The sequence below is a fragment of the Pokkaliibacter sp. CJK22405 genome (genome assembly GCF_046614695.1).
In the GTDB taxonomy this organism is placed as follows: Bacteria; Pseudomonadota; Gammaproteobacteria; order Pseudomonadales; family Balneatricaceae; genus Pokkaliibacter.
In genome coordinates this window covers 1-25,494 of record NZ_JBKKHQ010000002.1, presented here as the reverse complement: position 1 = coordinate 25,494, position 25,494 = coordinate 1, and the positions used below count along the sequence as shown (strand labels likewise).

The 25,494-nt window shown below is 53.0% G+C and carries 20 protein-coding genes and 1 other RNA gene; 5 read left to right on the top strand and 16 right to left on the bottom strand.

The genetic code is table 11. The annotated features are described in order from the left end of the window. Positions 1-22 precede the first annotated feature (22 nt). From ACKC9G_RS02295 to ACKC9G_RS02280, 4 genes are all read right to left on the bottom strand, one after another. Positions 23-817, bottom strand: a complete 795-nt coding sequence (locus ACKC9G_RS02295; RefSeq protein ID WP_411403322.1) for a copper resistance protein NlpE N-terminal domain-containing protein — start codon at positions 815-817, stop codon at positions 23-25. Between the two features lie 99 nt (positions 818-916). Next, positions 917-3,676, bottom strand: a complete 2,760-nt coding sequence (locus tag ACKC9G_RS02290) for an EAL domain-containing protein (RefSeq protein WP_411403321.1) — start codon at positions 3,674-3,676, stop codon at positions 917-919. Between the two features lie 2 nt (positions 3,677-3,678). After that, the gene (locus ACKC9G_RS02285) at positions 3,679-4,200 is read right to left on the bottom strand and encodes a type II secretion system protein (protein WP_411403320.1); all 522 of its coding nucleotides are present in this window, start codon (positions 4,198-4,200) and stop codon (positions 3,679-3,681) included. A 178-nt stretch (positions 4,201-4,378) separates the two neighbouring features. Beyond that, complete coding sequence (locus tag ACKC9G_RS02280) at positions 4,379-5,569, bottom strand: aromatic amino acid transaminase (protein WP_411403319.1); 1,191 nt, start codon at positions 5,567-5,569, stop codon at positions 4,379-4,381. A gap of 220 nt (positions 5,570-5,789) precedes the next feature. Between ACKC9G_RS02280 and ACKC9G_RS02275 the strand changes: the two genes are divergently transcribed. After that, positions 5,790-6,257 carry an Lrp/AsnC family transcriptional regulator gene (locus tag ACKC9G_RS02275; protein ID WP_411403318.1) on the top strand — a complete coding sequence of 156 codons (468 nt, stop codon included), beginning with the start codon at positions 5,790-5,792 and terminating at the stop codon, positions 6,255-6,257. Between the two features lie 32 nt (positions 6,258-6,289). Here the strand turns inward: ACKC9G_RS02275 and ACKC9G_RS02270 are convergent, their stop codons facing one another. Further along, a complete protein-coding gene (locus ACKC9G_RS02270) occupies positions 6,290-7,063 on the bottom strand; it encodes a DeoR/GlpR family DNA-binding transcription regulator (RefSeq protein ID WP_411403317.1) in 774 nt (257 codons plus the stop codon). A gap of 891 nt (positions 7,064-7,954) precedes the next feature. Here ACKC9G_RS02270 and tal point away from each other — a divergent pair. Beyond that, positions 7,955-8,914 (top strand): transaldolase, encoded by a 960-nt coding sequence (gene tal / locus ACKC9G_RS02265; RefSeq protein WP_411403316.1) that lies wholly within the window; start codon positions 7,955-7,957, stop codon positions 8,912-8,914. A gap of 148 nt (positions 8,915-9,062) precedes the next feature. On the opposite strand, the gene ACKC9G_RS02260 is transcribed toward tal, so the two are convergent. From ACKC9G_RS02260 to glpD, 7 genes are all read right to left on the bottom strand, one after another. Further along, positions 9,063-9,545: an N-acetyltransferase family protein gene (locus tag ACKC9G_RS02260; RefSeq protein ID WP_411403315.1), complete on the bottom strand. Its 483-nt coding sequence runs from the start codon at positions 9,543-9,545 to the stop codon at positions 9,063-9,065. 31 nt (positions 9,546-9,576) lie between these two features. After that, entirely contained in the window at positions 9,577-10,023 is a 447-nt protein-coding gene (locus ACKC9G_RS02255) for a hypothetical protein (protein WP_411403314.1), read from the bottom strand. A gap of 37 nt (positions 10,024-10,060) precedes the next feature. Further along, entirely contained in the window at positions 10,061-10,621 is a 561-nt protein-coding gene (locus ACKC9G_RS02250) for a D-alanyl-D-alanine carboxypeptidase family protein (RefSeq protein WP_411403313.1), read from the bottom strand. Further along, on the bottom strand, positions 10,618-12,957 hold the full coding sequence (locus tag ACKC9G_RS02245; protein ID WP_411403312.1) for a helicase C-terminal domain-containing protein: 2,340 nt from the start codon (positions 12,955-12,957) through the stop codon (positions 10,618-10,620). Before ACKC9G_RS02245 ends, ACKC9G_RS02250 begins: the two co-directional genes overlap by 4 nt. Continuing rightward, the gene (locus tag ACKC9G_RS02240; RefSeq protein ID WP_411403311.1) at positions 12,954-14,639 is read right to left on the bottom strand and encodes a VRR-NUC domain-containing protein; all 1,686 of its coding nucleotides are present in this window, start codon (positions 14,637-14,639) and stop codon (positions 12,954-12,956) included. Before ACKC9G_RS02240 ends, ACKC9G_RS02245 begins: the two co-directional genes overlap by 4 nt. 27 nt (positions 14,640-14,666) lie before the next feature. Beyond that, positions 14,667-15,410 carry an NUDIX hydrolase gene (locus ACKC9G_RS02235; protein WP_411403310.1) on the bottom strand — a complete coding sequence of 248 codons (744 nt, stop codon included), beginning with the start codon at positions 15,408-15,410 and terminating at the stop codon, positions 14,667-14,669. A gap of 61 nt (positions 15,411-15,471) precedes the next feature. Then, positions 15,472-17,022 (bottom strand): glycerol-3-phosphate dehydrogenase, encoded by a 1,551-nt coding sequence (glpD, locus tag ACKC9G_RS02230; protein WP_411403309.1) that lies wholly within the window; start codon positions 17,020-17,022, stop codon positions 15,472-15,474. A gap of 272 nt (positions 17,023-17,294) precedes the next feature. Between glpD and glpK the strand changes: the two genes are divergently transcribed. Further along, complete coding sequence (gene glpK / locus ACKC9G_RS02225; RefSeq protein WP_411403308.1) at positions 17,295-18,779, top strand: glycerol kinase GlpK; 1,485 nt, start codon at positions 17,295-17,297, stop codon at positions 18,777-18,779. Between the two features lie 49 nt (positions 18,780-18,828). On the opposite strand, the gene ACKC9G_RS02220 is transcribed toward glpK, so the two are convergent. From ACKC9G_RS02220 to ACKC9G_RS02205, 4 genes are all read right to left on the bottom strand, one after another. Next, the gene (locus tag ACKC9G_RS02220; protein WP_411403307.1) at positions 18,829-19,533 is read right to left on the bottom strand and encodes a hypothetical protein; all 705 of its coding nucleotides are present in this window, start codon (positions 19,531-19,533) and stop codon (positions 18,829-18,831) included. A 749-nt stretch (positions 19,534-20,282) separates the two neighbouring features. Beyond that, the gene (locus ACKC9G_RS02215; protein WP_411403306.1) at positions 20,283-22,427 is read right to left on the bottom strand and encodes an SUMF1/EgtB/PvdO family nonheme iron enzyme; all 2,145 of its coding nucleotides are present in this window, start codon (positions 22,425-22,427) and stop codon (positions 20,283-20,285) included. 133 nt (positions 22,428-22,560) lie between these two features. Beyond that, positions 22,561-23,406 carry a 3-deoxy-8-phosphooctulonate synthase gene (kdsA, locus tag ACKC9G_RS02210; RefSeq protein WP_411403305.1) on the bottom strand — a complete coding sequence of 282 codons (846 nt, stop codon included), beginning with the start codon at positions 23,404-23,406 and terminating at the stop codon, positions 22,561-22,563. A gap of 73 nt (positions 23,407-23,479) precedes the next feature. Further along, positions 23,480-23,914 (bottom strand): hypothetical protein, encoded by a 435-nt coding sequence (locus ACKC9G_RS02205; RefSeq protein WP_411403304.1) that lies wholly within the window; start codon positions 23,912-23,914, stop codon positions 23,480-23,482. A gap of 262 nt (positions 23,915-24,176) precedes the next feature. Here ACKC9G_RS02205 and ffs point away from each other — a divergent pair. Both ffs and dnaX read left to right on the top strand, forming a co-directional pair. Then, positions 24,177-24,273, top strand: an RNA gene (ffs, locus tag ACKC9G_RS02200) — signal recognition particle sRNA small type. 71 nt (positions 24,274-24,344) lie between these two features. Continuing rightward, positions 24,345-25,494 (top strand): DNA polymerase III subunit gamma/tau (dnaX, locus tag ACKC9G_RS02195; protein WP_411403303.1); only part of this gene is annotated, 1,150 nt, incomplete at its 3' end.

Below are 25,494 nucleotides of genomic sequence, written 5' to 3'. Positions count from 1 at the left end.
CACCTTAATTAAACCTGAGGGCTCAGGGGCAATCCTGATCCAGCTGCAGTTTTTTCAGATGATCCACTTCAACGCGCTCCTTGTTCTTGGAGGTCACAGCAAGATGGGCATCAATGTCTACCAGAGCATTGGTGTGAGGTGTGTTGTCTGACCCCAACAACGCTTTTTGCAGATTAAGTGAAGATTGAGTCGCGCTGACCGGCCAGGTGCGGCCACTGCTGCACTCTTTAAAAATGGCGACGTCATTGCGATAGGAGAAAACCCCCTGCATCGGCACGATGGGTGAGCCGCTATTACTGTCATTCAGCAGTAAACGGTAATTCAGAGCGCTTTCGATGGGGTTACCGTCTTTATCCAGCATTTCAATACTGTGATCGCTACTCATGGCGTAGGCCGTATGATCGCCTGCTGAACTCAGATGCAGCCGGTAGTGATCAAACTGCCAGGAGCCGATTTCGGTTTTTACGACGGGCGTGAGACCAAGGTAGGTGGTTTTCTTCACATAAGAATGGCTTGCCAAAAGGCTGAGGTTGACCTCGATGCCTTCGCAGTCCGCACAGGGAAGTGTGCCTGAGAAATTAGCCGGCATTTGCCAGGGGGTTCCTGCTTTGGTGACCGGTGCTGCCGGTTTAGCTGGCTGAGGTGCAGGTTCGCTGGTATCTGTGGCTTCAGGAGGTGAGGGCAGATCCGTGTTCGGTGCCGAAGGATTGCTGGTGCTGGCACAGCTGGCTAACGCCAGAGGAAGAAGTAGGGCGCTGGTCCGAAGTGCTCGGTTCCGAAAAAGTTGTCGAAGCGAGGCGCGAGTCTCGGCGGGCATGGCTGCAAATCCTTGGCATAAACAAAGCGCCTATCATAGCAGTGGCAGTGCAGCTTGCCCACGCAAGGACTGTGAAGGTCTATTTCTATACTAGGCAGATCAGGAGGTGGTAAAAATCTTGCGGCTTGCAATCAGGGCTGTGGCGGCATCACTTTCCAGTGGTTTGCTGAAGTAGTAGCCCTGAATAATATCGCAACCATAGCCTTGCAGTGTCTTTAGCTCGCTAAGCTCCTCAACCCCCTCGGCGATGACCTTCAGATTAAACGTATGCGCCAGATGGACGATGGTGCGGACCAGTTCATCCTGCTGATGATTTTGACCTAAGGCGATGACAAAGCTGCGGTCGATTTTCAACGCATCGACAGGCAGCTGGCTGAAGTACGATAGCGATGAGTAACCCGTACCAAAGTCATCGATCGCAATGGTGATGCCAAGGCGGCGTAGTTCGGACAGCTTTTCCTGGGCCAGTTCAGGTTCTTCCAGAAAGAGGCTTTCTGTCAGCTCAAACTCGATGAGTTCCGGAGCAATCTGATACTGCTCAAGCAGCTGAGTACATTCCTCGATAAAGTCAGGCTCCAGTATCTGTAGCGCTGAAACGTTGATCGCCAAACGCACGGAGTCATTAGCGGACCCGCCATCAAGGGCCTGCCAGGCGCTGAACTGCTCCAGAGCCTGCCTCATGATCAGCATACCGAGGGGAATGATCAGCCCGGTTTCTTCGGCAACCGGAATCAGCTCCACCGGGGAAATCATCCCTTCTGTCGGATGCCTGCAACGCATCAGGGCTTCAAAGCCAATGAGCTTGCCGCTGTTTGCATCTACTTTTGGCTGATAAAACAAGTGAAAGAAGCCATTTTCCTCTGCGGTGCGTAGTAGATATTCGAGCATCGAGCGTCGTTCGATTTCATGGCTCAGCTGGTCGTTATAACCGCAGTAGGTATTGCGACCATCCATTTTTGCGGCATACATGGCCAGATCCGCATGGCGAAGCAGTGTCTCGTAGCGTTCGCCGTGCGTTGGGTACTGGGCACAACCGATGCTTGCGCTGATAAAGAGATGCCGACCCTGAAGGACAAATTCTGGTTTCAGGGCATTCATGAGATTGCGGGCAATCGTCTCCCATTCCAGTGCGCTGCGTCCCGGCAATACCAGAAGAAACTCATCACCGCCATACCGGGCCAGTGTGGCGGAAGAAGGTAGCTGCGACGTCAATCGCTCTGTAATGGCTTTCAGGAGCGCATCGCCGATGCCATGGCCATGCACATCGTTGACCTGTTTAAAGCGGTCGATGTCAATAAACAGCAGGGCTAAAGGTTGGTTGTACTCAATGTGTGACTGGACACTTTCCTCCAGCGAACGACGGTTGAGCAAGCCGGTAAGTGCATCGTAATGGGCTTGGCGCATCAACTGTTGTTCACGGGCGAGTGCCGAGAGGGAGAGTGCAGCATGGCTCATGACCTCGCTGGCCATACTCTGGCCCAGTTTCGCCGTACTGAAGAGCATGATGCCAAGCGGGCGGTCATGAGAGCCAAGCAGACTGATACTGAGGGGGAACTCAGGAAAGTGTGCCGCATGATTTTCCAGAAGGGAAAACTGCTCTGTCGCCAACTCTGCGCGGTGTGAGAGGAAGGGAAGCACCTCTTCCATGTTGTCCATTGGCTCGTGATGTACCTGACCTTCGTGAAACCAGTAAAAGCGATTGTCCAGGCAGCAAATCAGGTACAGATAGGGATAGTGCCCAAGCTGATTCAGCCCTTTCAGTAGCGCCGATACCAAGTGGTGGACCGGCTCTGCATTCAATACCAGCGTAGAAAGTTTAGAGCGAAGTTGGTTGAGCGTAGCCTGATCCAGTAGCTGACTGCTCATATGATTGAAGGAGTTGGCCAGATCCCCGAACTCATCACGCGTGCGAATATCCAGGCGCACATCAAATTCGCCACTGGCAATGCGCTCAGTACCCTGGGTGAGTGCTTTCACCGGGTCAAGGTAGCGTCGGATAAACTTGATGCACAACAGTGATACTACCAACAGCACCAGCACCAGCACTGTCACGAAGTAGAGTGTGAAGTTTGCCAGTGTACTCAGCGCATCTTTGCTGGGCTGATTGGCAATGATCGTCCAGGGTGGACTGTTGAATTCATGCTCAAGGAACAGATCCCAGTAACTGGCCAGTTGCGGGAAATTATTGTGCTGCCACTCGAAGGTGCGCTCGGTCTGCATCTTGAGCTGTGACTTGGCTTCCTGCGTTGCCTTCACCAGTCCGCTAATAGGACAGAGAATCGGCGTTCGCTTTGAGTCCAGTACACAAATGCGCGTGTGATTAGGCAGCTCAATCATCGGTAGCAGATAGTCTTTTTCGAGTTTGCCGACCACCATCATTGCTTGCTGCTGAATCGTCACCGGAGTGGCGATAAAAAGCTGCAGTGGTTCGTTATCCAGATTGCGCTCTAACCAGAGCTGCGTTTTGTGAGAGGCCAGCCGGGCACGAATTTTTTCGGTATTGAGCGGCTTGCCGTAGAGTAGGGTGACCTGACCATTCTGATTAAATAATGCGGTACTGGAAAACATCTCGCGGATATTGGAGCGCTGCAGATTTTGTAACCCCTGAATGGCCGCTTCATGCAGCTTGGCATCCTGAATCAGACTGTCGCGTGCATCCGTCAGCCGGTCAAAGAGATCAAGCCCGGCAGACTTGCTCAACGACTCGAGTGCGGACAGGCGTTCATCATGAACCACATACCGCACCTGCATGTAGGACAGCCAGCCGATACCTGAGACCGGCAGAATAATAGCGGCGACAAACAGCAGCAGTACGCGCCGGGCCAGTCGGCTATTAAGCGTATTCAGTCTGAAAGCCATCGCTAATACTCATCAGCGGGGCCATAAAACTGGCCATTGTTAGCGCGAATGATGTCGTCCTGACTGGCGGAAGCGGTGAGCGGGCTACTCGACTGACCATCGGGCCCGGTGGAGTAAAGATCAAAATCAGAATTAATAGGCACCAGATTATGATCCTTTCTGACTTTGCCCCTATTTGTCGTTGTTTGAATATTCAGATACGCGTAGGGATTGCCCCAAGGGTCGAGATAGTTCTGTTGATTGATGTCACTGAGGCTGGCAGGGAAGTTGCCATTGTTATCAAAAGAGTAGGAGACAATTTGCAGGGAGAGCAGACGCAAGTCCTGAGTTGCCTGATCAATATCTGCCTGTTCGCGATAATTCTTGTATTGCAGCATCGCGATACCGGCAAGGATCGACACAATCGCCACCGTGATAACCAGCTCAAGCAGAGTCAGGCCCAGCTGGCGCCATCGACGATTTCCTGCTTCCGCTGCGCCGGGGCAAAAGCGCCTGCGTTGGAGCAGTGGTGGGCGTTTTTTCATGCAAATACTTTCATGCAAGTGCTGGCGCCTTAACAAAATCAGGTATGTCTCTTTATGCGTGAAACCCGGTATATGAGCAAGTTTTAAGGCATAAAAAACCGGAGGCTATCAAGCAGATAGGCTCCGGTCTATAAGCGATGGCCGTATTGACTCAGTTCGTCTGAGCCAGGGCCGATGCTTATTTCAATACAGCTGCAATCGAACGCGCGACGTAATCAATATTTTTGCTCGACATGCCAGCGATATTCACGCGACTGGAGTCGATCATGTAAATACCAAACTCTTCACGCAGGCGATGAATCTGCTCTTTATTGATGCCAAGGAAAGAGAACATGCCTTTTTGACGCGTGATGAACGAGAAATCACCAGCACCCAGCTCTGCCAGGCGGCTGGCCAGTGCGCCACGCAGCTCATGGATACGGGCATTCATGGCATCCAGCTCGGTCAGCCACTGCTGCTTTAGTGTCGCATCGCTAAGAATGGTCTCTACGATGGCGGCTCCGTGCGAGGGCGGCATGGAGTAATGCTGACGAATCGTTGTCATCATCTGGCTGGTGGTGTTGGCGGTTTGCTCAGCGGTGGCAGAAACAATCATCAGGTAACCAACGCGCTCACGGTACAGGCCGAAGTTCTTAGAGCAAGAGCCGGCAATGACCATTTCGCTAACGCGCTCAGCCATATAGCGAACGCCGTAGGCATCGTCATCCAGGCCATCACCCAGACCTTGATAGGCAATATCGATAAAGGGCAGCAGACCTTTGCTGATAACCAGATCGGTGATCTGCTCCCATTGCTGGCGGGAAAGATCGGCCCCACTTGGGTTATGGCAGCAGCCGTGAAGCAACACGATGTCGCCTTTCTTGGCCGCTTCCAGAGATGTCAGCATCGCCTCAAAATCAACGCCATGAGTCTCCGGGTTGAAGTAGCGGTAGGTCTGAAGCTCGAAACCGGCCGAACTCAGCAGCGGAATGTGGTTGCCCCAGGTCGGGTCACTGACCCAAATGGTGCTGTCAGGAGTGCAGCTCGCCAGAAACTCCGCCACCATACGCAGCGCACCGCAACCCCCTGGGGTCTGAGCAACAGTCAGGCGCTTCTCGCTGATCAGCTTATGACTTTCACCTAGCAGTAGCTCGGCAATGCGGGTATTGAAAAGCGCAGAGCCGGCCATGCCGATGTAGGTTTTGGTGGTCTGCTCTTTGAGCATTTTTTCTTCTGCCGCAGTGACAGCATTCATGACCGGTGTGTTACCTGCCTCGTCCTTATAAACACCCACGCCCAGATCGACTTTTTCGGCACGTGGATCGTCACGGTACAGACCCATTAATGACAGGATGGGATCGGGAGGAGTGGCACGCAGATGTTCAAACATGATGGAACTCTTCAGTAGTGAGACAGTGGTAACGTATCAGTTAGCACCAGGACCAGATCAGGCATAGTACTTGCCGAACGAGCACATAGTGTAACCCCTTGGCTGAAATAAAACCTGCTGTTGTATTGGATTTCAACGTTGCAAAACGATAGATTCTTGCGCGAATAACTCATCGTATGAAAGAAGCTTTCAGCGGTAGACCAGAGGTAAGTACGCGGCCATGACTCAGACCCCATTTGACTCGACAGATCGTGCGATTTTGCAGGAGTTACAGCGTGATGGTCGCATCAAGAATCAGCTGCTGGCGGATCGGGTCGGGCTTTCCGCTGCGGCATGCTGGCGCCGGGTGAAGGCACTGGAAGATGCCGGGGTGATCCGGGGATATACTGCGCTGCTTGATCCGGTAAAAATGGATCAGGGGCTTTGCGTTCTGGTAACCGTTTCCTTGACACGTCATGGCGTCGATATTGGCCAGACCTTCGAAGCCGCCGTATCAGGTTGGCCAGAAGTGGTTCAATGCTACGCCGTTACAGGGTCAGCGGATTATCAGTTACGGGTGGTGGTACCGGACATCGCTTCATACGATACCTTTCTGAATACGCGCCTGTTTACGCTGGATGGAGTCGCACAGGTGCACTCCAACTTTGCTTTGCGCGAAGTGAAGAACCTTCCCGGCCTGCCTCTTTAAATTTCTCCTCTTAAAGCAGTGCCAGCGGTGCTTTAAGCCTCCACGCTGGCGCACTCCTGCACAGGCAACTTTAACTCGCGGCACAGGCTTGCGAGCCCTTCGGGTAAAAGGTCGGTATAGAATTCATCGACATCACGCAGGTGGCTACTGATGACCGGCGCATTGCGCAGATATTTGCTGGCATCGGCGACGAGAATACGGTGCTCGCTGTTTTCCATGATGGAATGCGTCAGGTGTGACTCTTCTGGTGAAAAGTCGACCAGCGTGCCGTCGTGGCCGATACCACCGACGCCAAATACGCCGTAGTTAATACGAAAACGTCTGAAAAAACGGGTGGTATCCTCGCCCATAATATCCTGGTCTGCAGGGCGTACCCGGCCACCGGCCAGCAGGGTTTCTATATTCGGATTTTGGCAGAGGGTCAGAGCGACATTGAGGTTATTGGTGACAACAATCAGCCCAGGATGATCCAGCAGTGCCTGTGCAATTTGCTGAGGCGTCGTACCTATGCCAAGAAAAAGACTTGAGCCTTCCGGAAGATTGCTGACCAGGCGCTGGGCAATGGCCTGTTTGGCACCCAAATTCAGCACCTGACGATTGCTGAAAGACAGATTGCGATTGTTGCGGGGGAGGGTGATCCCACCGTGTACACGCTTGACCAGACCCTGATCACTTAATTCGTTCAGGTCTTTACGAATCGTCTGCGCAGATACGCCAAAAGCATCGGTCAGAGTATTGCTGGACAGGGTACCTCCCTCCTGCTGGAGCCAATCCAGAATTTTCTTCTGTCTTGCCGACAGTGTCATAACGTCCTCTCCGGTTGATAGCGCTGGCATACCTTTATGCGGCGCCAGTGTAATCAAAAATGCCTGATCGTCCCTACAGAATTTTGACAAGAGCTAACAGGGATTTGGCTCTCAGTTTTAAAGCCAGTGTAGAAGTTATTTATTTCGTTTGCATTAATAAAGGTTTCGAATGAAACCTATCAGCAGGGTGCCTGTCAAAGAAACTTTTCTGCGTCGTCATTGTGGTAGCAAATTGAGACAAGTCGGCGCTTCTGTTGCAGGTGCGAAAATTGACAAAGAGATTGTAATTCGCCAAAATTTCTAGTCCCGACTCCCAAGAAGGGGCTAATGCCAAGAGATCAGGAATTCCGGAAAAACCTGATGTTGACAGCATTTCTTCAAAGCGACATCGATCATAAACGCTACGTTAAACGAATTGGATTATCAGGCTGCCGAGTTGGGTCATTTTATCGTTAATGACCAATCAATACCTCGCACATTGATTGCTATAGACTATCGGTCTCGTGCTTGCTGATAGCGTCACTTGACCTGACTGACTGGCTCCTCTCATGAACGATGTGGCTTTCTGCCAAAAACCCGCCTCCCAGGCGGGTTTTTTCTTTGCGCCTCTCAGACAAAAAAATACCACTTCTGTTTGCGCCCACTACCAGTGCCAAAAAGTATTATCCTGATGAATTATTGGCTTTTTCTCGGTAATTTCGTGCCATTTGCACAGGAGTTGGGCATAATTTTGCCCCGGTGAGTTGCATCGCCTGAAAGCGGGCGTTGATCTGTTTCTTAAGGTTTATAAAAACCTATGCAACGCCATATACATCTCATGAGTTATATAGAGGCCTGGCCTCTCTACTGTCTGGCAGGCGCCTGCCTGCGCCATCATCTACGTGAGGGAATATGACTAGTCTTCTGCAACAATTAAGCAAAGTTACCACTGTTGTCGCTGATACCGGTGATCTGGCTGCGATCCAGCAGTTCAAGCCTGTCGATGCAACCACTAACCCATCGCTGGTTCTGAAAGCTATGGGCCAGCCGCTGGCGGAATCCCTGATCAGTGATGCGGTTTCCTGGGCCAAAGGTCAGGGCGGTGCTGATGACGTGGTCTTGGAAAACACTGCTGACAAGCTGGTCGTTTCACTGGGTATGGAAATCCTGAAGTACATTCCAGGTCGTGTTTCCACTGAAGTGGATGCGCGTCTGTCCTTCGATAAAGAAGCTACGCTGGCCAAAGCCCGTAAGCTGATCAAAATGTACGAAGATAACGGCGTCAGCCGTGACCGCGTTCTGATCAAGGTTGCCTCCACGTGGGAAGGTATCTGCGCCGCAGAAGTTCTGGAGAAAGAAGGCATTAAATGTAACCTGACGCTGCTGTTCAGCTTTGCTCAGGCACGTGCGTGTGCCGAAGCCGGCGTCTATCTGATCTCTCCCTTTGTTGGCCGCATTCTGGACTGGTTCAAAAAGCAGAATCCAGGTACTGACTACAGCCCTGAGGAAGAGCCTGGCGTTGTCTCCGTCAGCGATATCTACGATTACTACAAGTCCCATGGCTACGACACCGTTGTTATGGGTGCAAGCTTCCGTAACATGGGTGAAATTGTTGCGCTGGCTGGTTGCGACCGCCTGACTATCAGTCCGAACCTGCTGGAAGAGCTGCAGAATGCTGAAGGCGAGCTGAAAGTACGCCTCACCGCAAAAGCGGCTACTGAAGCCAAGCCTGAGCGTTTGAATGAATCTGCTTTCCGCTGGATGCTGAATGAAGATGCAATGGCCACTGAGAAACTGGCGGAAGGTATCCGTGCCTTCGCGGTTGACCAGACCAAGCTTGAGAAAATGCTGTCTGAGCGTATCGCCGCTTAAGGCATTCGCTTTAGATGAGAAAAACCCCGCCTAGGCGGGGTTTTTTTATGGTTCGCACGGGTGTGTGCGTTCAGTAAATATAGAGCCTCGTTGGTGACTTTGCCCAGGTAGGCCGGCTTTTCTTACACCATTCTTGGTGTTTTTGGCTTCAAAGCTTTTTGTACATGACAAAGGTGTCGACCCGGCCATGGGCTGGGTGGCGGTAGGCTTCGGGAATCGTGCCGATAATGTCAAAACCAAGGCGCTGCCATAATGCAACGGCAGTGGTGTTGGTGGAAACGACCGAATTGAACTGCATGGCATAAAAGCCGATCTCTTTGGCGATGAGCTGAGAATGCTCGCACATCAGCTGGGCAATGCCTTTACCACGCGCAGAGGGCGCTACCATATACCCGCAATTACAGACATGATCTCCCGGCCCCATGGCGTTAGCCTTGAGGTAGTAGCTGCCAAGAATCTGGCCATCCTCTTCTGCCACATAGGTTTTTTGTGGCAGTTCACACCAAAGATGAAAAGCTTGATCTTCGCTCAGGTCTGCAGGATAGGCGTAAGTTTCCTGTGCCTCGATCACTTGCCGGAATACCGGCCAGAATTGGTGGAAATCCTCGCGGCTGGCTTCACGAATTTGCATGCGGCTGTCTCATAAGGTGAGGAGAAAGGAATTATGCATTGTCTTTGATTAGTCGAAGGCGACGATAGGCTTCAAGCCCGGATGGCTGGCCTGCAACGGTTGCTGAGTAAAGACTCGCAATATAAAAATTGCGCTCAGCCCACATCACTTCCATATCCCAAAGACAGAATGAATAACCTGGGTCTTGTTGCCACTCCTGAGGCTCTGCGTCTCGAAAGCGCACTGATACGGCCGGGAACAGCTCGTTATCATTTCCCCAGTGACAGAGCACCACATAATCCATACCTCGCCCTGCGTGAAAGATGCAGAAGGCGGGCGTGGCTGACCAGTCGAGATTGCGCTGCTGCTTCAGGCTATTCAATGCTATGAGGGACTCTTCTGGAAGCACGTCACAGCCTTCGGCTGCGATGTGATAAAGCTTAATACCATCGGCATCCTGCCAGTCTGGCGCGGTGGTTATCAGGCGAGGTTTAAACATGGCGCTCCCTCAGATGAGTGAGATTGTTAAAGTGAGTTTATTGATCTGGCTCTGAGTGCCAGCACCAGTGCCATGGCTCATAGATAAAGCCCCATTCATTATCAGGGGGGAAAGAGAGCACAAAGCCAAAGTGACGGGCATTTGCCACTAGCCAGGCATAGGCAGCGGTATCAGCAAAGCTTTCGTCTGCCGCAGCGCATCCGGGGGTATTAATGTCGATGGCTCTGCCAGTGTGATGTTCGCTGCAGCCGGGAGGGGCAAGCACTGTCAGGATGGCTTCGGCAGACTGTCCATTAGCGAGCTTGCGTTCGATAAGCTCACACTGGTATTCCAGACCACGAAAGGCGGAGACCATATAAAGCTCAACTCCGTCAGCTTCGGCAGCGGCCTTCATGGCCTGCCATGCTTTGCTGGCGGGCGAAGTGAGATAGAACATCTTGCCTGAGCGATGGGTATCGGTATGCACCAACTCTGTGGCTTCTTCATAGTAAGGCAGAGGCCGCCCGCTGATGAGCTGGGGGTCAATACCCAGCTGCTGCAGCAGCTCTGCCGTTTTAAGCGATAGCGAAGGAGATGCGTTCATCGGTTGGGTTGTCATTCCGTGATCAGGGTCGGGTGCCACCATGCGGGCAGCAACTCTTGGGTGTCGGGTCTGGCATAACGTGGGTCGATCAACTCGACAATGCCTCGGTCCTCTGGCGTACGTATAACTCTTCCCGCCGCCTGAACCACTTTCTGCAAACCGGGATAGAGATAGGTATAACCATACCCCTGTGCAAAGCGATCCTCCAGACGCTGGCGAATCAACTCATGAAAAGCATCGAAAGGCGGTAAGCCGAGGCTGGCGATAAACACTCCAATCAGGGATTCTCCGGGTAAATCTATGCCTTCAGCAAAGGCGCCACCCAATACCGCCAGACCCACAAGCCCGCGTTCATTTCTGAAACGCTGAAGAAACTCCGCCCGCTGGGTATCTTTCATATTCCGGTCCTGCAGCATGACGGGTAACTGCGAAGTGTATTGCTCAAGTGCCTGGGCGACTTTCTCCAGATAGGCAAAGCTGCTGGTAAAGACCAGATAATTACCCGGTTGCTGCTGATATTGCCTCGCAATGCGTTGGGCGATGGGGCCTGCAGATTGGGCGCGGTCCTGATAGCGCGTACTGATGTGCCGTACCAACCTGACTTCCAGCTGCTGGCGAGAGAAGGGACTATCCACTTCCAGCCAGAGGCTATTCTCAATGCCGAGCAATTGCTGGTAATAATCCGCCGGTCGCAGGGTGGCTGAAAACAAAATGGCATGTTGGCAGCCCGCAAAGCGTGGGACGAGAAAGTCAGCCGGAATAATATTGCGAATACTCAGCTCGGTTTGCTGCTGCCGGGTATCCACCTCCAGCACGCTGTGCGACCCAAAGCGCTCTGCCAGACGCTGCCAGGCCAGCAGGTCGAACAAGAGCTGCTGCAGATTTTCCTCGGCGGCATGCTCGGTCAGGTAATCCGTGATCTGGGAAACCAGTCGGGCGATTGGCCCATTCAGGGCATCGGGCAAGGTATCCAGATAGCTGACAAACGCAGCCGCCGTGTCACGAGTACCGGAAGCAGAGAAGAGGGGTAAGTCCTGCAAGTCGCTCGGGCCATGCGTTGGCCAGTGTTTAAGCAGAGATGAAATGCCGCGCTTGATACTCGCCGGTGCGCCTCGCCTTGTCTGCCGAAGGCTCTGCTCACTCAAGGTGGTGCTGTACATTCCACGGGCACGATCAATGAGGTTATGGGCTTCATCGATGACCACGCTCACTTTCCATTGCTGCTCAAGCCGAAGGGCGAACAAGAGCGCACTTTGGTCAAAGTAGTGATTGGCATCAGCAATGATGACATCTGCCCAGTACGTCATTTCCTGAGCAAAAAAGTAGGGGCAGAGCTGATGCTGAGCAGCAATCTCGCCCAGTTGCGCCTGACTGAGAGCGCCCTGAGTCACTGCCTGCGCCCGGGCATTGGCCAGGCGGTCATAAAAATCATTGGCCAATGGGCACGACAACCCCGTACAGGCTTTATCAGGATGCAGGCAGGCCTGTTGTTTACCGCTCAGCTCCAGAATACGAAGTGGTGCCATGTTTTCCTGATCGGGGGCTTCCTGATCAGGAAGGAGGCGGGTCAGGCTCTCCATGCCTTGCTGACGTGCCGTCGTGCGCATGGTCAGAAAGAAAAGCCGGTCGATTTGCTGTGCTGGCATAGCCTTGAGAACGGGGAAGGTAATGCCAAGGGTTTTACCAATGCCCGTCGGGGCTTGAAGCAGCAGGTGTTTACCGGTCATGGCTGACTTGTAGGCCGCTTCTGCCAGCGGTCGCTGACCATGGCGAAAGTCAGCAAAGGGGAAGCTCAGTGTTGCCAGATAGTGATCACGCGTCTCTCGATGAGCGGCTTCCTGCTCAGCCCAGCGCCGGTACTGATCAATCAAGGATTGCACATAGGTGAAAAGTTCCGGCGCGCTGAAGCATTCCTCATGCTGGGTTTCCTGATCATTGCCGAGATTGAAATAGGTCAGCCGTAGCTGAATATTTGCGCGGCCAGATAAATGGCAGTACAAGGCGCCATAGACTTTGAGCTGCGCCCAATGCAGTTGGGTGCGTTCCGGACTAATGCGCTCTACTTGTCCCCGATGGGTTTTAATTTCCTCAATCAGTCCGGCCTGCGGATCAATACCATCCGCGCGTCCGCGCAGCTGGATACCGAAGAGCTCTGCCTCCAGCGCATATTCTGGCTCATAGCTTTCAGGGCGGCGGCGCTGCAAACGCAGGTGTCCTTCCATACCCTCAATAGCACTGGGCGATGGGGTGTAGCCCATATCGATACTGCCCGTGCGGGCGCTGAATCGGCAGAGGTTGCCGACGGAGACCGACAACCGGTCAGTGGCTTGAGTTGAAGTCATTTCAGTCATTCAACATCCAGCCAGCGAACATGGCAGACGCGCATGTTGATACCCTGGGTAAGCAGGAAATCCGCCCATTGCTTCTGGTTATCCTGCAGACGGTCACCGGGGCCTTTTACTTCGATCAGCTCATAGCCTCCACTGTCGGGCCAGTAGATCAGGTCAGGTAATCCGCTTCGGTGATGGCGAATATCGACGATCAGTCTTTCAAAAATGAGGCGTAAATCGGCCGCTGGAATGCGCTCCAGTGCCCGTTCAAGCAGTGCTTTATTAAGAAGCGGCCAGATCATCAGCGGGCAGGACTTTCCGTAATGCTCATCGAAGCGCTGAAGAATCAGCGATGCATAGGTCCCCGTGTCCAGCGTTGCCAGTGCTTCATCGAGCAAGGCTTGCCGGCGGGTAAAAAAGTCATCGCGATGCAGGTCCTGAGGGCCGGACTGAAAGGGGTTAAAGAAGGCCCCGGGAAGTGGCGTGTACAGTACCGGCCAGCACAGTAAGGCAAAGAGTCCGGTGAACAGGGCATTCTCGGCATAATCACAGTGGCCGCCCTGAGCCGAATAGTAGGTTGCCGCTGCCTGCTCGACGCGTCCTGCAAAATAAGGCAGCGTCAGCGTCTCCTCCTTAAGCATTGGGCGATGAAATACGGGGAATGCTGCCCCTGTTTTCCTGGCTAATCGTTTGAGTAAACGCTGGAGGTTTTCCCGTTCCACTGGGGTCGTGACTGTTTCATACGCCGTCATGGCCGCCTCATAGGCATCGTCCATTTTGTTCTGTTTTTCCAGAATTCTCACTCGGCGAACCTGCCCTTCCCGGTGCTGCGCCAAATCATAGGCAGCTAATGCCAGGTCCCACTGCCCTGAGCGTTCAGCCTGATAGCCGAGAGAATAGAACAACCGTGATTGGCGACTGGCAAGCCAGAGGTTTTCCGCCAGAGGTTGAGGAATCTCGTTCAGAAGCTCTGCAAGGTCGGTTGACCCTTCCTCAAGACGTTCGCGCAAACGTTGCAGCTGCAGATAAAAATCCACCTCATCACGAGTCGCAAAGGCCCGGGATGCCGGCGTGAAATCGACGACTTCATAACGTTGGTGGCCAAGTTCAGTGAGCACAAACTCACTGAGATTCTGGCGAAGATTACCGAAAAACATCAGCTGGACACGCTCGAAGAGTGCTGACACGCACAACTCGATGACCTCATCCTCTCGCAATGTCGGTGGGGCATTTTCAGCCTGTAGCCACCAGTTGGACCACGTCAGAGATTGCGGCTGGTGCTGACTGAGCTGTTCGATGAGCAAGGGCTTTTTACTGCTGGCAAGAGCCTTTAGTCCGAGACTGCGCAGCAGCGTCAGTAGTTCAGGCTTGGTGAGCAGCGCGCTGAGATCCTCAGCAGAGAATTGACTATGAGTTTGAACCAGCCCTAATGCTTCCAGCTGCCTCAACCAGGGAGCAACATCACCGATTTCTTGGTAACTCAGTGCGGACAAGCGAAAACGTTCGCCTTTACGCATGAGCATTCTGACCAAGAGCGCCTGAGCTTGATCGGGTAACTTAAGAAGTTGCTCAAGTTGCTGACGTTCTTCGGGCAGTAGCAGCTCGGCATAATGGCTCAGCACCCAGCGGATCAGGGCACGAGCGTTCTGCAGATAATAGAAAGGATTATCCAGTGAAGCAGCTTGTAGCTCAGATGCGTGCATAAACGGCGTGGCGATCTCGGTCAGGAATCAGCGCGAAGGAACGACAGTAATGCCCAGCTTGCCAAGGCACGCCCAGGCATCAATCACGCAATGGGCCAGCGGCGTCCAGGAGTAGCGCTGTTCATCAAGTGCACTTTGCAGCTGGTCATAAGCAATGCTGATACGCTCGCCTTCATCATCGCTGGCGGATTCAGGCTTATCGCTTAAGGTCAGGCTGTTCAGCGCGGTGATTTGCACGGCGCCGTTGTCTTCTTCACGGGTCAGTAGCCAGTGAGTGTCCTGAGGCAGTAAGGCGCTAAAGCCGCTTTCTTCCTGAACTTCCCGAAGTGCGGCCTGACTGCACTGGGCGCCGTCCAGTGTGGGGTGAACGCCGCCGCCAAAGAGTGACAGGTAGCCTGCGTATAAATGATTGCGGGCAGAGCGAAGCTGGAACTCAAAACTGGCGGTGAATGGATTTAACAGCAGGGTGGTGGCAGCCAGTAGCATTGGCCGCTGACCGGCTTCCCGCAGCGTCAAGGCGGTGGCGTAATCGGATTCGTAAAACTCCAGTGTTGCTGGCGGTGCTAATGGCGCATCCGGCAATCCGGCAAGAATGCAGACCGCTTCATTGTGATGAAGCTGGCTGAGATGATGCTCGTAACGCGCGTTAAGACCAGCCGGGCAGGGCAATTTGCCAATGCATTTCAGCGCAGGCTCTTCCTGCCACAGGCCGTGAATCTGAATGTGCTCAGGGTCTTGCTGATTAATTCTCTCAAGGTCGTGAAGATTCATGCTTTGCTTCTGCTCGCCAATGAGCCTTCATCTTGGCGACGCGAGAGGCAATTAGCAAACCTCAGCTGGCAAACTGCTGCACATCATTCAGCGACAGCCACTCGCTCAGCTTCTGCGCCTGCTGCATGAAGTACTCCAGGCTCTCACGTTGCTTGAGACTGAGCTCCAGCCCCAATTTAGTTCGACGCCAGAGGATATCTTCACTGTTCATCGCCCACTCATACTTCATCAGATAGTTTACTTCCGCGACATAAAGACCAGCGCCGAAATGCTCTCCCAGATCCTTAAGACTGTTGCAGTCCTGCAGTAACTCAAAGCTTAGGGTGCCATAGGTGGTCACATAGCGCTGACGCAGGCTGGCGGGCAGCCAGGGAAAGTGAAGTTCCAGCGTGGTGCTGAGCGCCTCAGGCGTTGAGAAGTTGCCACCGGGCAAGGCGGCATTGGCGGTCCAGGGAGCAGTCATCTGCTCATAGAAAGGAGCAAGTTTATTCACGCAGGCTTCAGATAACTTCCGGTAGGTGGTGATCTTGCCACCGAATACAGAGACCAGCGGCAGCTTCTGCTCCGGCGCGTTAAGATCCAGCGTGTAGTCACGGGTCACCGCAGAGGCGCTACCGGCGTCATTATCCAGTAAAGGCCGCACGCCGGCATACGACCACTTGATATCGCTGGTCATTGTTTGTTGGCGAAAATGCCCGTTAATCACCCCGAGTAAGTAATCGACCTCGCTGTCAGTGATATGAGCCCGGTGAGGGTCGCCCTGGAAATCGAGATCAGTGGTGCCTACCAGTGAGTAGTCCTGCTGATAGGGAATAACGAAGACGATGCGCTTATCTTCATTTTGAAGAATATAGGCATGCTTACCTTCGTGCAGTTTAGGCACAACGATATGACTGCCCTGCACCAGACGGATCTTCTTATCGGTATCGACATCAAGCCCGGTGGAGAAAAGCTCTGTCACCCAAGGACCAGCGGCATTGACGATACCCTTGGCACGGGCATGGCGACGCATGCCATCGGCATCTTCCAGGGTTATCTGCCAGCAATCATCCGTCCGGTGAGCACTGACGCAGCGATGATGAGTCAGTATTTCTGCGCCAAATTGGCGAGCCTGCATCGCATTCAGCACCACAAGACGCGCATCGTCGACCCAACAATCGGAATATTCAAACAGCTTTTGGAATTCGGGTTGCAGCTCAGGGCAGGTATCAGCACTCAGCATGGCGGTCGCAGGCAAGGAGCGCCGGGAGCTGAGATGGTCATAGAGAAAAAGACCCAAACGGATCAGCCAGGCGGGGCGCAGAAAGGGCCGGTGTGGGAGCCTGAAGCGCAGTGGCCAGATGATATGAGGCGCTTTTTTCAGCAGCACTTCACGTTCTCTGAGCGCCTCTTTCACCAGACGAAATTCGTAGTATTCGAGATAGCGAAGGCCGCCATGAATAAGTTTGCTGGAGGAGGAAGAGGTCGCGCTGGCAAGATCCCGTTGCTCGCAGAGCAGTACTTTCAGACCACGGCCCGCCGCGTCGTTAGCGATGCCGACGCCATTAATACCGCCTCCTACGACGAAAAGGTCAAACAGGGGGCTCGTTTCAGGACGCTGTAAACCATCCATGTAGTGCTCCGGCGCTCTCTGCGCATTTTGTGCTGCAAGGAATCGTATTCATGAATCTTGACTGACTATAAAAGTCGAGTGTTTCGTTCGCAATAAATTGGTTGGCTATTCGAGTGTTTTTGTTTTTCATTTTGGTTTCACTCGATGGCTCTGCCAGATGATAAGATTGTTTTTTTGGACTTGCGCAGTTATGACTTCGTAAATACACGCCAAGCGGTTCTGTAAGAGTTAGCTGCTGGCGCCAGAAATAACAACAAAACCCGGTAATTATTATGACTCATGCGCTTCTGGCCCTGGATCAGGGAACGACCAGCTCCCGTGCCATTATCTTCTCTGCCAAAGGTGAAATTCTGGCGACAGCTCAGCAGGAGTTTCCCCAGCACTATCCGCAGGATGGCTGGATTGAGCACGATCCTGCAGATTTATGGCAGACCACTCTTAACTGCGCCAGAGATGTGCTGAAGAAAGCGGAGCTGACGCCGGCGGATATTCTGGCTGCGGGTATCACTAACCAGCGTGAAACCACGCTGATCTGGGATCGGCAAACGGGTGAGCCGATTTATCCTGCGATCGTCTGGCAGGACAGGCGTACCGGCGACTGGTGTCGCGAATTGCGTGACCAGGGCAAAGAGGACGAGGTCACTGAACGCACAGGTCTGATCATTGACCCTTACTTTTCGGCGACCAAGATCCGCTGGATTCTTGATCATGTTGAAGGCGCTATGGAGCGCGCGAAGCGTGGTGAACTGGCTTTCGGCACGGTAGACAGCTTCCTGATCTGGCGTTTTACCAAGGGCAAGCGTCACGTTACCGACGCGACCAATGCGTCCCGTACCTTGCTCTTTAATATCCATGAACAGTGCTGGGATGAGTCGTTACTGACGCTGTTTGGTGTGCCTGAGTCGCTGCTGCCCGAGGTGTTGGATAATGCGGCTGACTTCGGCCAGATGGATGAAGAATGGCTTGGCGGCACTGTCGATATTTGCGGCGTCGCGGGGGACCAGCAAGCGGCGCTCTTTGGTCAGGCGTGCTTTGAAAAGGGCATGGCCAAAAGCACTTACGGCACAGGCTGCTTCATGATTGCCAATACCGGTGATGAGGTGCTTGCCTCCTCCAACCGCTTGCTCTCAACGGTGGGATATCGTCTAAAAGGCAAAACGACCTACGCGCTAGAGGGCAGTATCTTCGTTGCTGGCGCGGCTATTCAGTGGCTACGCGATGGTATTCGTCTCATTGAAAACGCGGGTGATACCGAGAAGCTGGCGCGCTCGACGGGGATTGATCATGGCGTGTATCTGGTGCCTGCCTTTACCGGCCTTGGTGCGCCGTACTGGGACCCAAAAGCCCGCGGCGCCATGTTTGGTCTGACGCGCGATACAGGAATTGCAGAAATTGTCACTGCAGGCCTTCAGTCGGTCTGCTTTCAATCTCGCGATTTATTAACTGCCATGGACGCCGATGGTGTCGCTATTAAAACCTTACGCGTTGACGGCGGAATGATCGCCAATGACTGGTTGCTTCAACATCTGGCCGACATCTTGCGCATCGAGGTTGAGCGCCCACACATTATTGAAACGACGGCTCTGGGCGCGGCCTGTTTGGCGGGGCTTCATAAAGGAATGTTTGCAAGTCTGGAGGAAGTCGCTACCTACTGGCAGCAAGATAAGTGTGTTGGCCCTGAACTGGATGAGTCTAAAGCAGACAAGCTATATCAGGGCTGGCTTGAGGCAGTGCATCGGATTATGTCCGAAGAATAACTAACAACATTCATTAAACGCTAAAGCTGAACTGCCTAAGCGCCCGGGTTCAGGGCGCCATTCCCTGTCGCAGCTGTGTATTCTCGGCGGACTGCATTTGTTCAGAGTGCTGCAAGCGGTCAAAGTATTGGACCAATTGAACACTGCCCTCGACGACGGTGGCTTTGGGATAGTATTCGCAGTAGGCGCGCATCATGGATAGGGACTGCTGGTGCTGCACAATTTCACTGATTGACCAGTTATCCAGTGCCAGTGCGGCGGCACTCAGGTAGCCATCAAGCCAGGTTTGGTAAAGCTGTTTGGCGCGGGTGCGCGATCCGCTGTGCTCAAGGTGACCCAGAAAGCGCTCGCAGGTGAAGGCGCCAACGCCGAAGACACTGGCGTATTCATCGGGCGATACTGCATAGCGTTTGGACGCTTTCGTGAGCGCAGGCATTGCATCCATCAGCCAGCCGTCCTTCTTACAGAAACTCGCTAACTGATTCAGCAAACCTTCATGTTGCTTATCGCTCATTGCGTAACTAATGCCGCGCACAAATGCATTGCCGGAAAGGTATCCCTGAGCCCAGCTCTGAGAAGACAGCTTTTCACCTGAGCTTCCGAACGCTTCCGAGCAGTCCACATTGCCTTGCCCATAAAGCGCGTAGCTTAAATGATCTGGCGTTCCTGAAAGCGGGTTTTGAGTTTCAGCCTGAACACTTGCCGTGCTGCCAAGAAGTAGGGCGGTAGGTAAGAACCATAATATTGCTTTCATCTCGTACTCCTTGAACGCCGCCACCTACTGGGGGAAGAGCGATGGCAAGTTCAGTAACTCCCTGAGTTAACCGCCAAATGAAAAAGAGTCCTGTTTTTCTATCCTGTCTGGCGGTGATGAAGCACATGGCATCAGTCATGCGCGGATAGGCTGTGGTAAGAGTCATTACCCGGAGCAATCACTCTGTGAAGCCATAATTACTTCATGGTCGACAACTTGGAGAAATTCAAGAAACTGACGCGAGAAGGGCGGGATGATGTGTAGCAATGTGCTTCTATTTAATGTTTTCTCAACCTTGAAGCCGAAAAACCTGAGCCCTAAATGAGGTCGAGCAGACGTGACACAACGCCGTAATGAGCATTACGGCGTGAGCAGATAGCAGGGCTGATCGGTGTCTATTGAGCCAAAGCCAGAGAATGACCTCTGCGCTGGCGGCGGGGTGGTTTGCTCTGGAATCTTGCGGTGTCGGCGTAAAGGCTGACGGCTCGGCAATGCTGGCAAACCACTAGCTCATCTTTTCGATGTAGGCCTGCAGAGAGGTAGATTCCGTTGTGGCACTGGGGGCAATTGACGACATGTTCTGCCATGGGCTGTCCCTCTTCATTCACGGTTCTGTGGAAACGAGGTCAGAGAGCCTCATCTCTTTTTATTCTTGTTATAACCTTAGAAGTTATGCGGGAAAGGTACAAATCATAATTATTCAGCTGGCTGATGTTTTATAGGAATAAAATTGATAATGGGCAGGGTGCTTACGGAAGCTCTCGTAATACCCTGAAGCCAGTGGTGCTTTTCCGGGTTGAGTCCAGTAAAGCCTCGCGTGCAGAGGTGCGAATGCCAGCGGCTGAAGAGCGCCAGTCTCCGCCTAGCGTCCAGTATCTGGAACATGAAGTGGCAGCCTGATCAGATTCTGCGCACTGCGCGACCCATTCCGCCACGTTACCGTTGGTGTCATAGAGCCCGAAACCGTTATCGCTAAAAGCGCCGACAGGGGCGGTGCGAAGATTGCCCCATTCGCTCTCGCATACTGCACAATTGGCTTTATTGGCAGCCACTCGATCTCCCCACCAATAAGCGGTGGAGGTGTTTGCCCGAGCAGCAAACTCCCATTCGTTTTCATTGGGTAGACGGTAACGAAAGCCGGTTTGTACGCTTAGCCATTTTGCATAGGCATTGGCATCTTGCCAGGAGACGTTAATAACCGGGCGGCGGCCGCGTCCCCAGCCATCATCTTGCGGCAAAGACCGCTGGGTAACGCGAGCAAACAGGTCGTACTCATCAAAGGTGACTTCAAAGCGCGAAAGAGCAAAAGCCTGATCAAAGCTCTCATAATGCGAAGGCGCTTCGTCGCCACCTCCCTGACGATCAACATTCCCCAGGTTTTTACCACCCGCAGGAATCACCACCATTAACGGGCCGCGCTCACCAATGGCCAGGCGGTCGGTAAAGCTGTCGCCACGTTTAAGCTGTGGCATGTTGGGCAAGGGCGGGGGAACCACTGAGGTTTTGGGTGTCTGCAACTCCGGGTTTTTCATCTTCAGGTAGAACGCTGTGATGTTGTCATCCAGTCGGTTAGGGCCGGACTTTTCCTGAGAACGCTGCAGAAATTCTTCATATAGCTGTCGTGCACGATATTGATCGTTGGGATCGCTGGAGCTTGTAAGCCGGGTAATCTCATCAGTTAGCTGATCCATCGTCTCCTGATGGCTGCTTTCACTTGCGATGAAGTAGGTGGCGGCCATCCCAAGCATGAACACAATCACCAGCTGTAACAGATGTTTGGGTGAAAGCCAGTGTTTCACTCTCTGCAGAAATGTCGGTACAGAACGCTGCTTCGGCTCAGTTGTGCTGGTCAAGTGAAGATCAGATTTAGTGCTGGAATGATTGGCAGGCTGCTCGGGAGCTTGGCGATGAGCCTCAGTCACTGTTTTTTCAGGAGCGCTTTCGACGTGTTGATCGTTCTCTTCATTATTGGCCAGCTCATCCAGTAACTGATCATCAGTTGCCTGATCTTCCTGAGAGTATGGCGTTTTGCCTTTATCGGCAGAGGCAGGTTTCTCCACTTCACGTGGGGTGAAAATCTCATCAATCAATGGCAGTAAATTGCCCGTTGGCCGGTCTTCCGGAGAGAGTGCCAGTAAGTGGTTCAGGGCATGCCACTGGTTTTCTTGAATCTCATCGGTTTGAGGAAGAGCAAAACGCTCGGTGGAGTTAAACAGTGGTGAGCCTGTCAGCAACTCATAGCAAATGCAGCCAAGGGCATAAGTGTCAGCGGCTGCACTTGGGCGGGGTGGTTCTTCCAGCATCTCCGGGGCCAGGTAAGGCTCAAAACTCCAGTGGTTTTCATGAGCTTTGAGTGCCTGGTAAAGATGAAATTCAAAGTGAGTATTCAGCAGTTTGAGCTGGTAATCCCGGGTGATAAGCAACGAGAAGGGGCTTAATGTCAGGTGATTAATGTTACGTCGATGCAGCTGTTGAAGAGTGCTGGCGGCATTACGCATGAGTGCATGGGAGAGCACATCCTGAAAATGATGGCGACTAGCCATTACGTGCAGGCTTGTGCCTTCCAGATCTTCCATAACTGCAAAGTGCCAGCCTGCCGGGTCTAGCCACAATGAACGCACGCGAGCAAGCTGGGTAATGTTCCAGTTTTCCTGACGAGCAATCAGCTCTTCGATAGGGGAGCGCTGCAAACCCTGATGGATCCTGGGATCCAGAATAATCAGGCTGGCTTTACGAGGAGGGTGACGGGTAGCGTGTTGCTGGATTTCGTTGGCGTGCCAGATTTGCGCGCCACCGCTTTGGTAAATTTGACGCGTCAGCAAGAAGTGGTGCCCACCCGAGGTCAGCGCCATGTTTTCATGCAGGTCGTTAAGCGATAGCGGTTGCCGGGCCATAGGCAGCACTCCACAGCTAGCTTGATTGGAGTATACGCCCGGGAATTGTAAAGACGATATTCGTCTAAAGGTGGAGAGTCGAAAGGCTGCTTTAACACAACCTTTCGACTGTGAAGAAAATCAGGCGCGGGGTTTAGGTGCCTGTTTCGATATCATCGAACGTCTTAACCAGCTCATCAATGGCTTTGATCTGGGCAAGGAAAGGTTCGAGCTTATCCAGAGGTAAGGCCGATGGGCCATCACATTTGGCTTTATTGGGATCAGGATGGGTTTCAAGGAACAGGCTGGACAGACCCTGAGACATGCCCGCACGTGCCAGCTGAGTCACCCACTGGCGGCGGCCATCGGCTGAGTCCATACGTGCACCCGGCATTTGCAGAGAATGGGTGACGTCGAACATGACCGGGTAGTCCATGGCTTTCATGATGCTGAAGCCCAGCATGTCCACTACAAGGTTGTTGTAGCCAAACATTGAGCCACGTTCACATAGCATCAGATTGTCATTACCTGCATCGGCAAATTTCTTCAGGATGTGCGCCATTTCGTGAGGAGCCAGGAATTGCGCTTTCTTGATATTGATGACATTACCGGTTTCGGCCATTGCCGCGACCAGATCAGTCTGACGAGACAAAAACGCTGGCAGCTGAAGAACGTCAGCGACTTCTGCGACAGGGGCCGCCTGAAAAGGCTCGTGAACGTCGGTGATGACAGGGCAGCCAAAGGTGTCTTTTACTTTCTGCAGGATTTTCAGGCCTTCTTCGAGACCCGGGCCACGGAAGGAGCCAATGGAAGAACGGTTCGCCTTGTCAAAGGAGCCTTTGAAAACATAAGGAATATTCAGGCGCTCGGTCACTTTGACGAAGTGTTCGGCGGCAGTCAGTGCCAGAGACTCGGACTCCAGCACATTGACACCACCAAAGAGGACGAAGGGCTTGTCGTTGGCAACTTCGATACTGCCAATCTTGACGATTTTGGACATGCTGCTGCTTCCTGCTCGGACGAGTAATGAGCGGCTATTCTAGACCATTCCGAGCAGGAACGCAGTGCTTCAATCAGCTCTTGCGCAGGGCAGGAAAGACCTCGGCAAAACGGTCAATCCATTCCCGTGCAGCGTCTTCCAAAGGTAAGGGTTGTCCCCGGCATTCCTGAGCCGACTGATAAGCCCTGATGTGACAGGCCTGCTCAAGCATTCGTGCTTGCTGGGCCTGGTCGGGATCAAAGAAGCAGAGGTGAACTTCAAATTCTCCATTTCTGAGAGGGTGGCAAAGTACAACCGCGGCCAGAGGCTGCTCGTTACACTCAAGGCTATCAACATGGAGTCGAACCAGCTCCCCAACCAGAACGGGCTCAGGGTACCGAATTTTGACGCGAAGCAAGGAATCAGGTGTTGAAGCACCTTTATGTTGGGGCAGAAGGCAGGCCTCAACATGTTCTAAACGGGTGTCGACCCTCACCGGGTGGACGATACATTCTGGAAGTACCGTCATCGGTTCTCTCCATTAATATCGTTGTGCGCTAATCGCGGTGTCAGGCTCAGTCCGAAAGAACTTTGTCCTGAATACCCTGACGAAGTTATCCGTTTAATTCGTCAGGTTTCTGTACAAATAATAAGCAATAATGGGGCCAGAATCTCAAGCCGTTGCATCCGGGCATTTGAGCTGTTAGAGTACGCGCACTTCGTCACTTACAGAACGCACTGGCGTGTAAAACGTACAGGTGGTTTGTAAAATGGCGGCGTTATGGTGGTCCTGCCGGTCCCCCCGCAACAATAAGCCGTGAACCCGGTCAGGCCCGGAAGGGAGCAGCCGCAGCGGTGGACTTGGGTGCCGGGGTGAGGCTGGTAGGGCTGCCTCCAGTTTTCCCCTCCTTTGTATATCCTGCACGCAATCCTGACCTCTCTCCAGTAAGAGGGCATGAATGAGTTATCAGGTACTGGCGCGTAAATGGCGTCCAAAAAACTTTCATGAAATGGTTGGCCAGGAGCATGTGCTTAAAGCACTGATTAATGCTCTGGATCACAATCGCCTTCATCATGCTTATCTGTTTACTGGCACACGTGGTGTCGGTAAAACCACCATTGCCCGAATTCTCGCGCGCTGCCTCAATTGTGAGCAGGGCGTTACTTCTACTCCTTGTGGTGTGTGCTCTGCCTGTCAGGAAATCAATGATGGCCGTTTTGTTGACCTTATCGAAGTGGATGCTGCTTCGCGCACCAAGGTTGAAGACACACGTGAGTTGCTTGAGAACGTGCAATATGCGCCTTCTCGCGGCCGCTATAAGGTCTACCTCATTGACGAGGTTCACATGCTCTCCGGGCACAGCTTCAATGCGCTGCTGAAAACACTGGAAGAGCCTCCTCCCCATGTAAAATTTCTGCTAGCGACAACGGATCCGCAAAAGCTGCCGATTACCGTTTTGTCACGCTGCCTGCAGTTTTCATTGAAGAACATGAGCCCTGAACGCATCGTCAATCATTTGCGTTTTGTTCTGGGCGAAGAAAAAGTCAGCTTTGAAGATGCTGCTCTCTGGCAACTGGGCCGTTCAGCCGATGGCAGCATGCGTGATGCGATGAGCCTCACTGACCAGGCAATAGCTCACGGACAGGGGCAAGTTACTGCCGCTGATGTTGCCGCTATGCTGGGCACGCTGGATCAGTGTTGGGCTTTTAGTCTTGTCGAGGCGTTGGCTCAGCAGCAAGCTGCTCAGGTCTTGGCGCAGGTCGCTTCCTTATCTGAGCTCGCACCTGACTATCAAGGCGTCCTTTCTGACATTCTGGGCTTGTTGCATCGTGTGGCCATGGCGCAGGTGCTGCCGGATGTGATCGATAATAGTCAGGGGGATCGTGACCGCGTACTTGAACTTGCTCAACAGTTACGCGCTGAGGATGTTCAGCTTTATTACCAAACGGCTTTGCTTGGACGTCGTGATTTACCTCTAAATCCTGATCCGCGTCAGGGGCTGGAAATGACGCTAATGCGCATGCTGGCATTTCGTCCCAAAGGCGTACCCGTTGCTCCCGGTGGAATAAACTCTGGCAATTCTGTCGAAAGCGCCCAGACTGATCGTC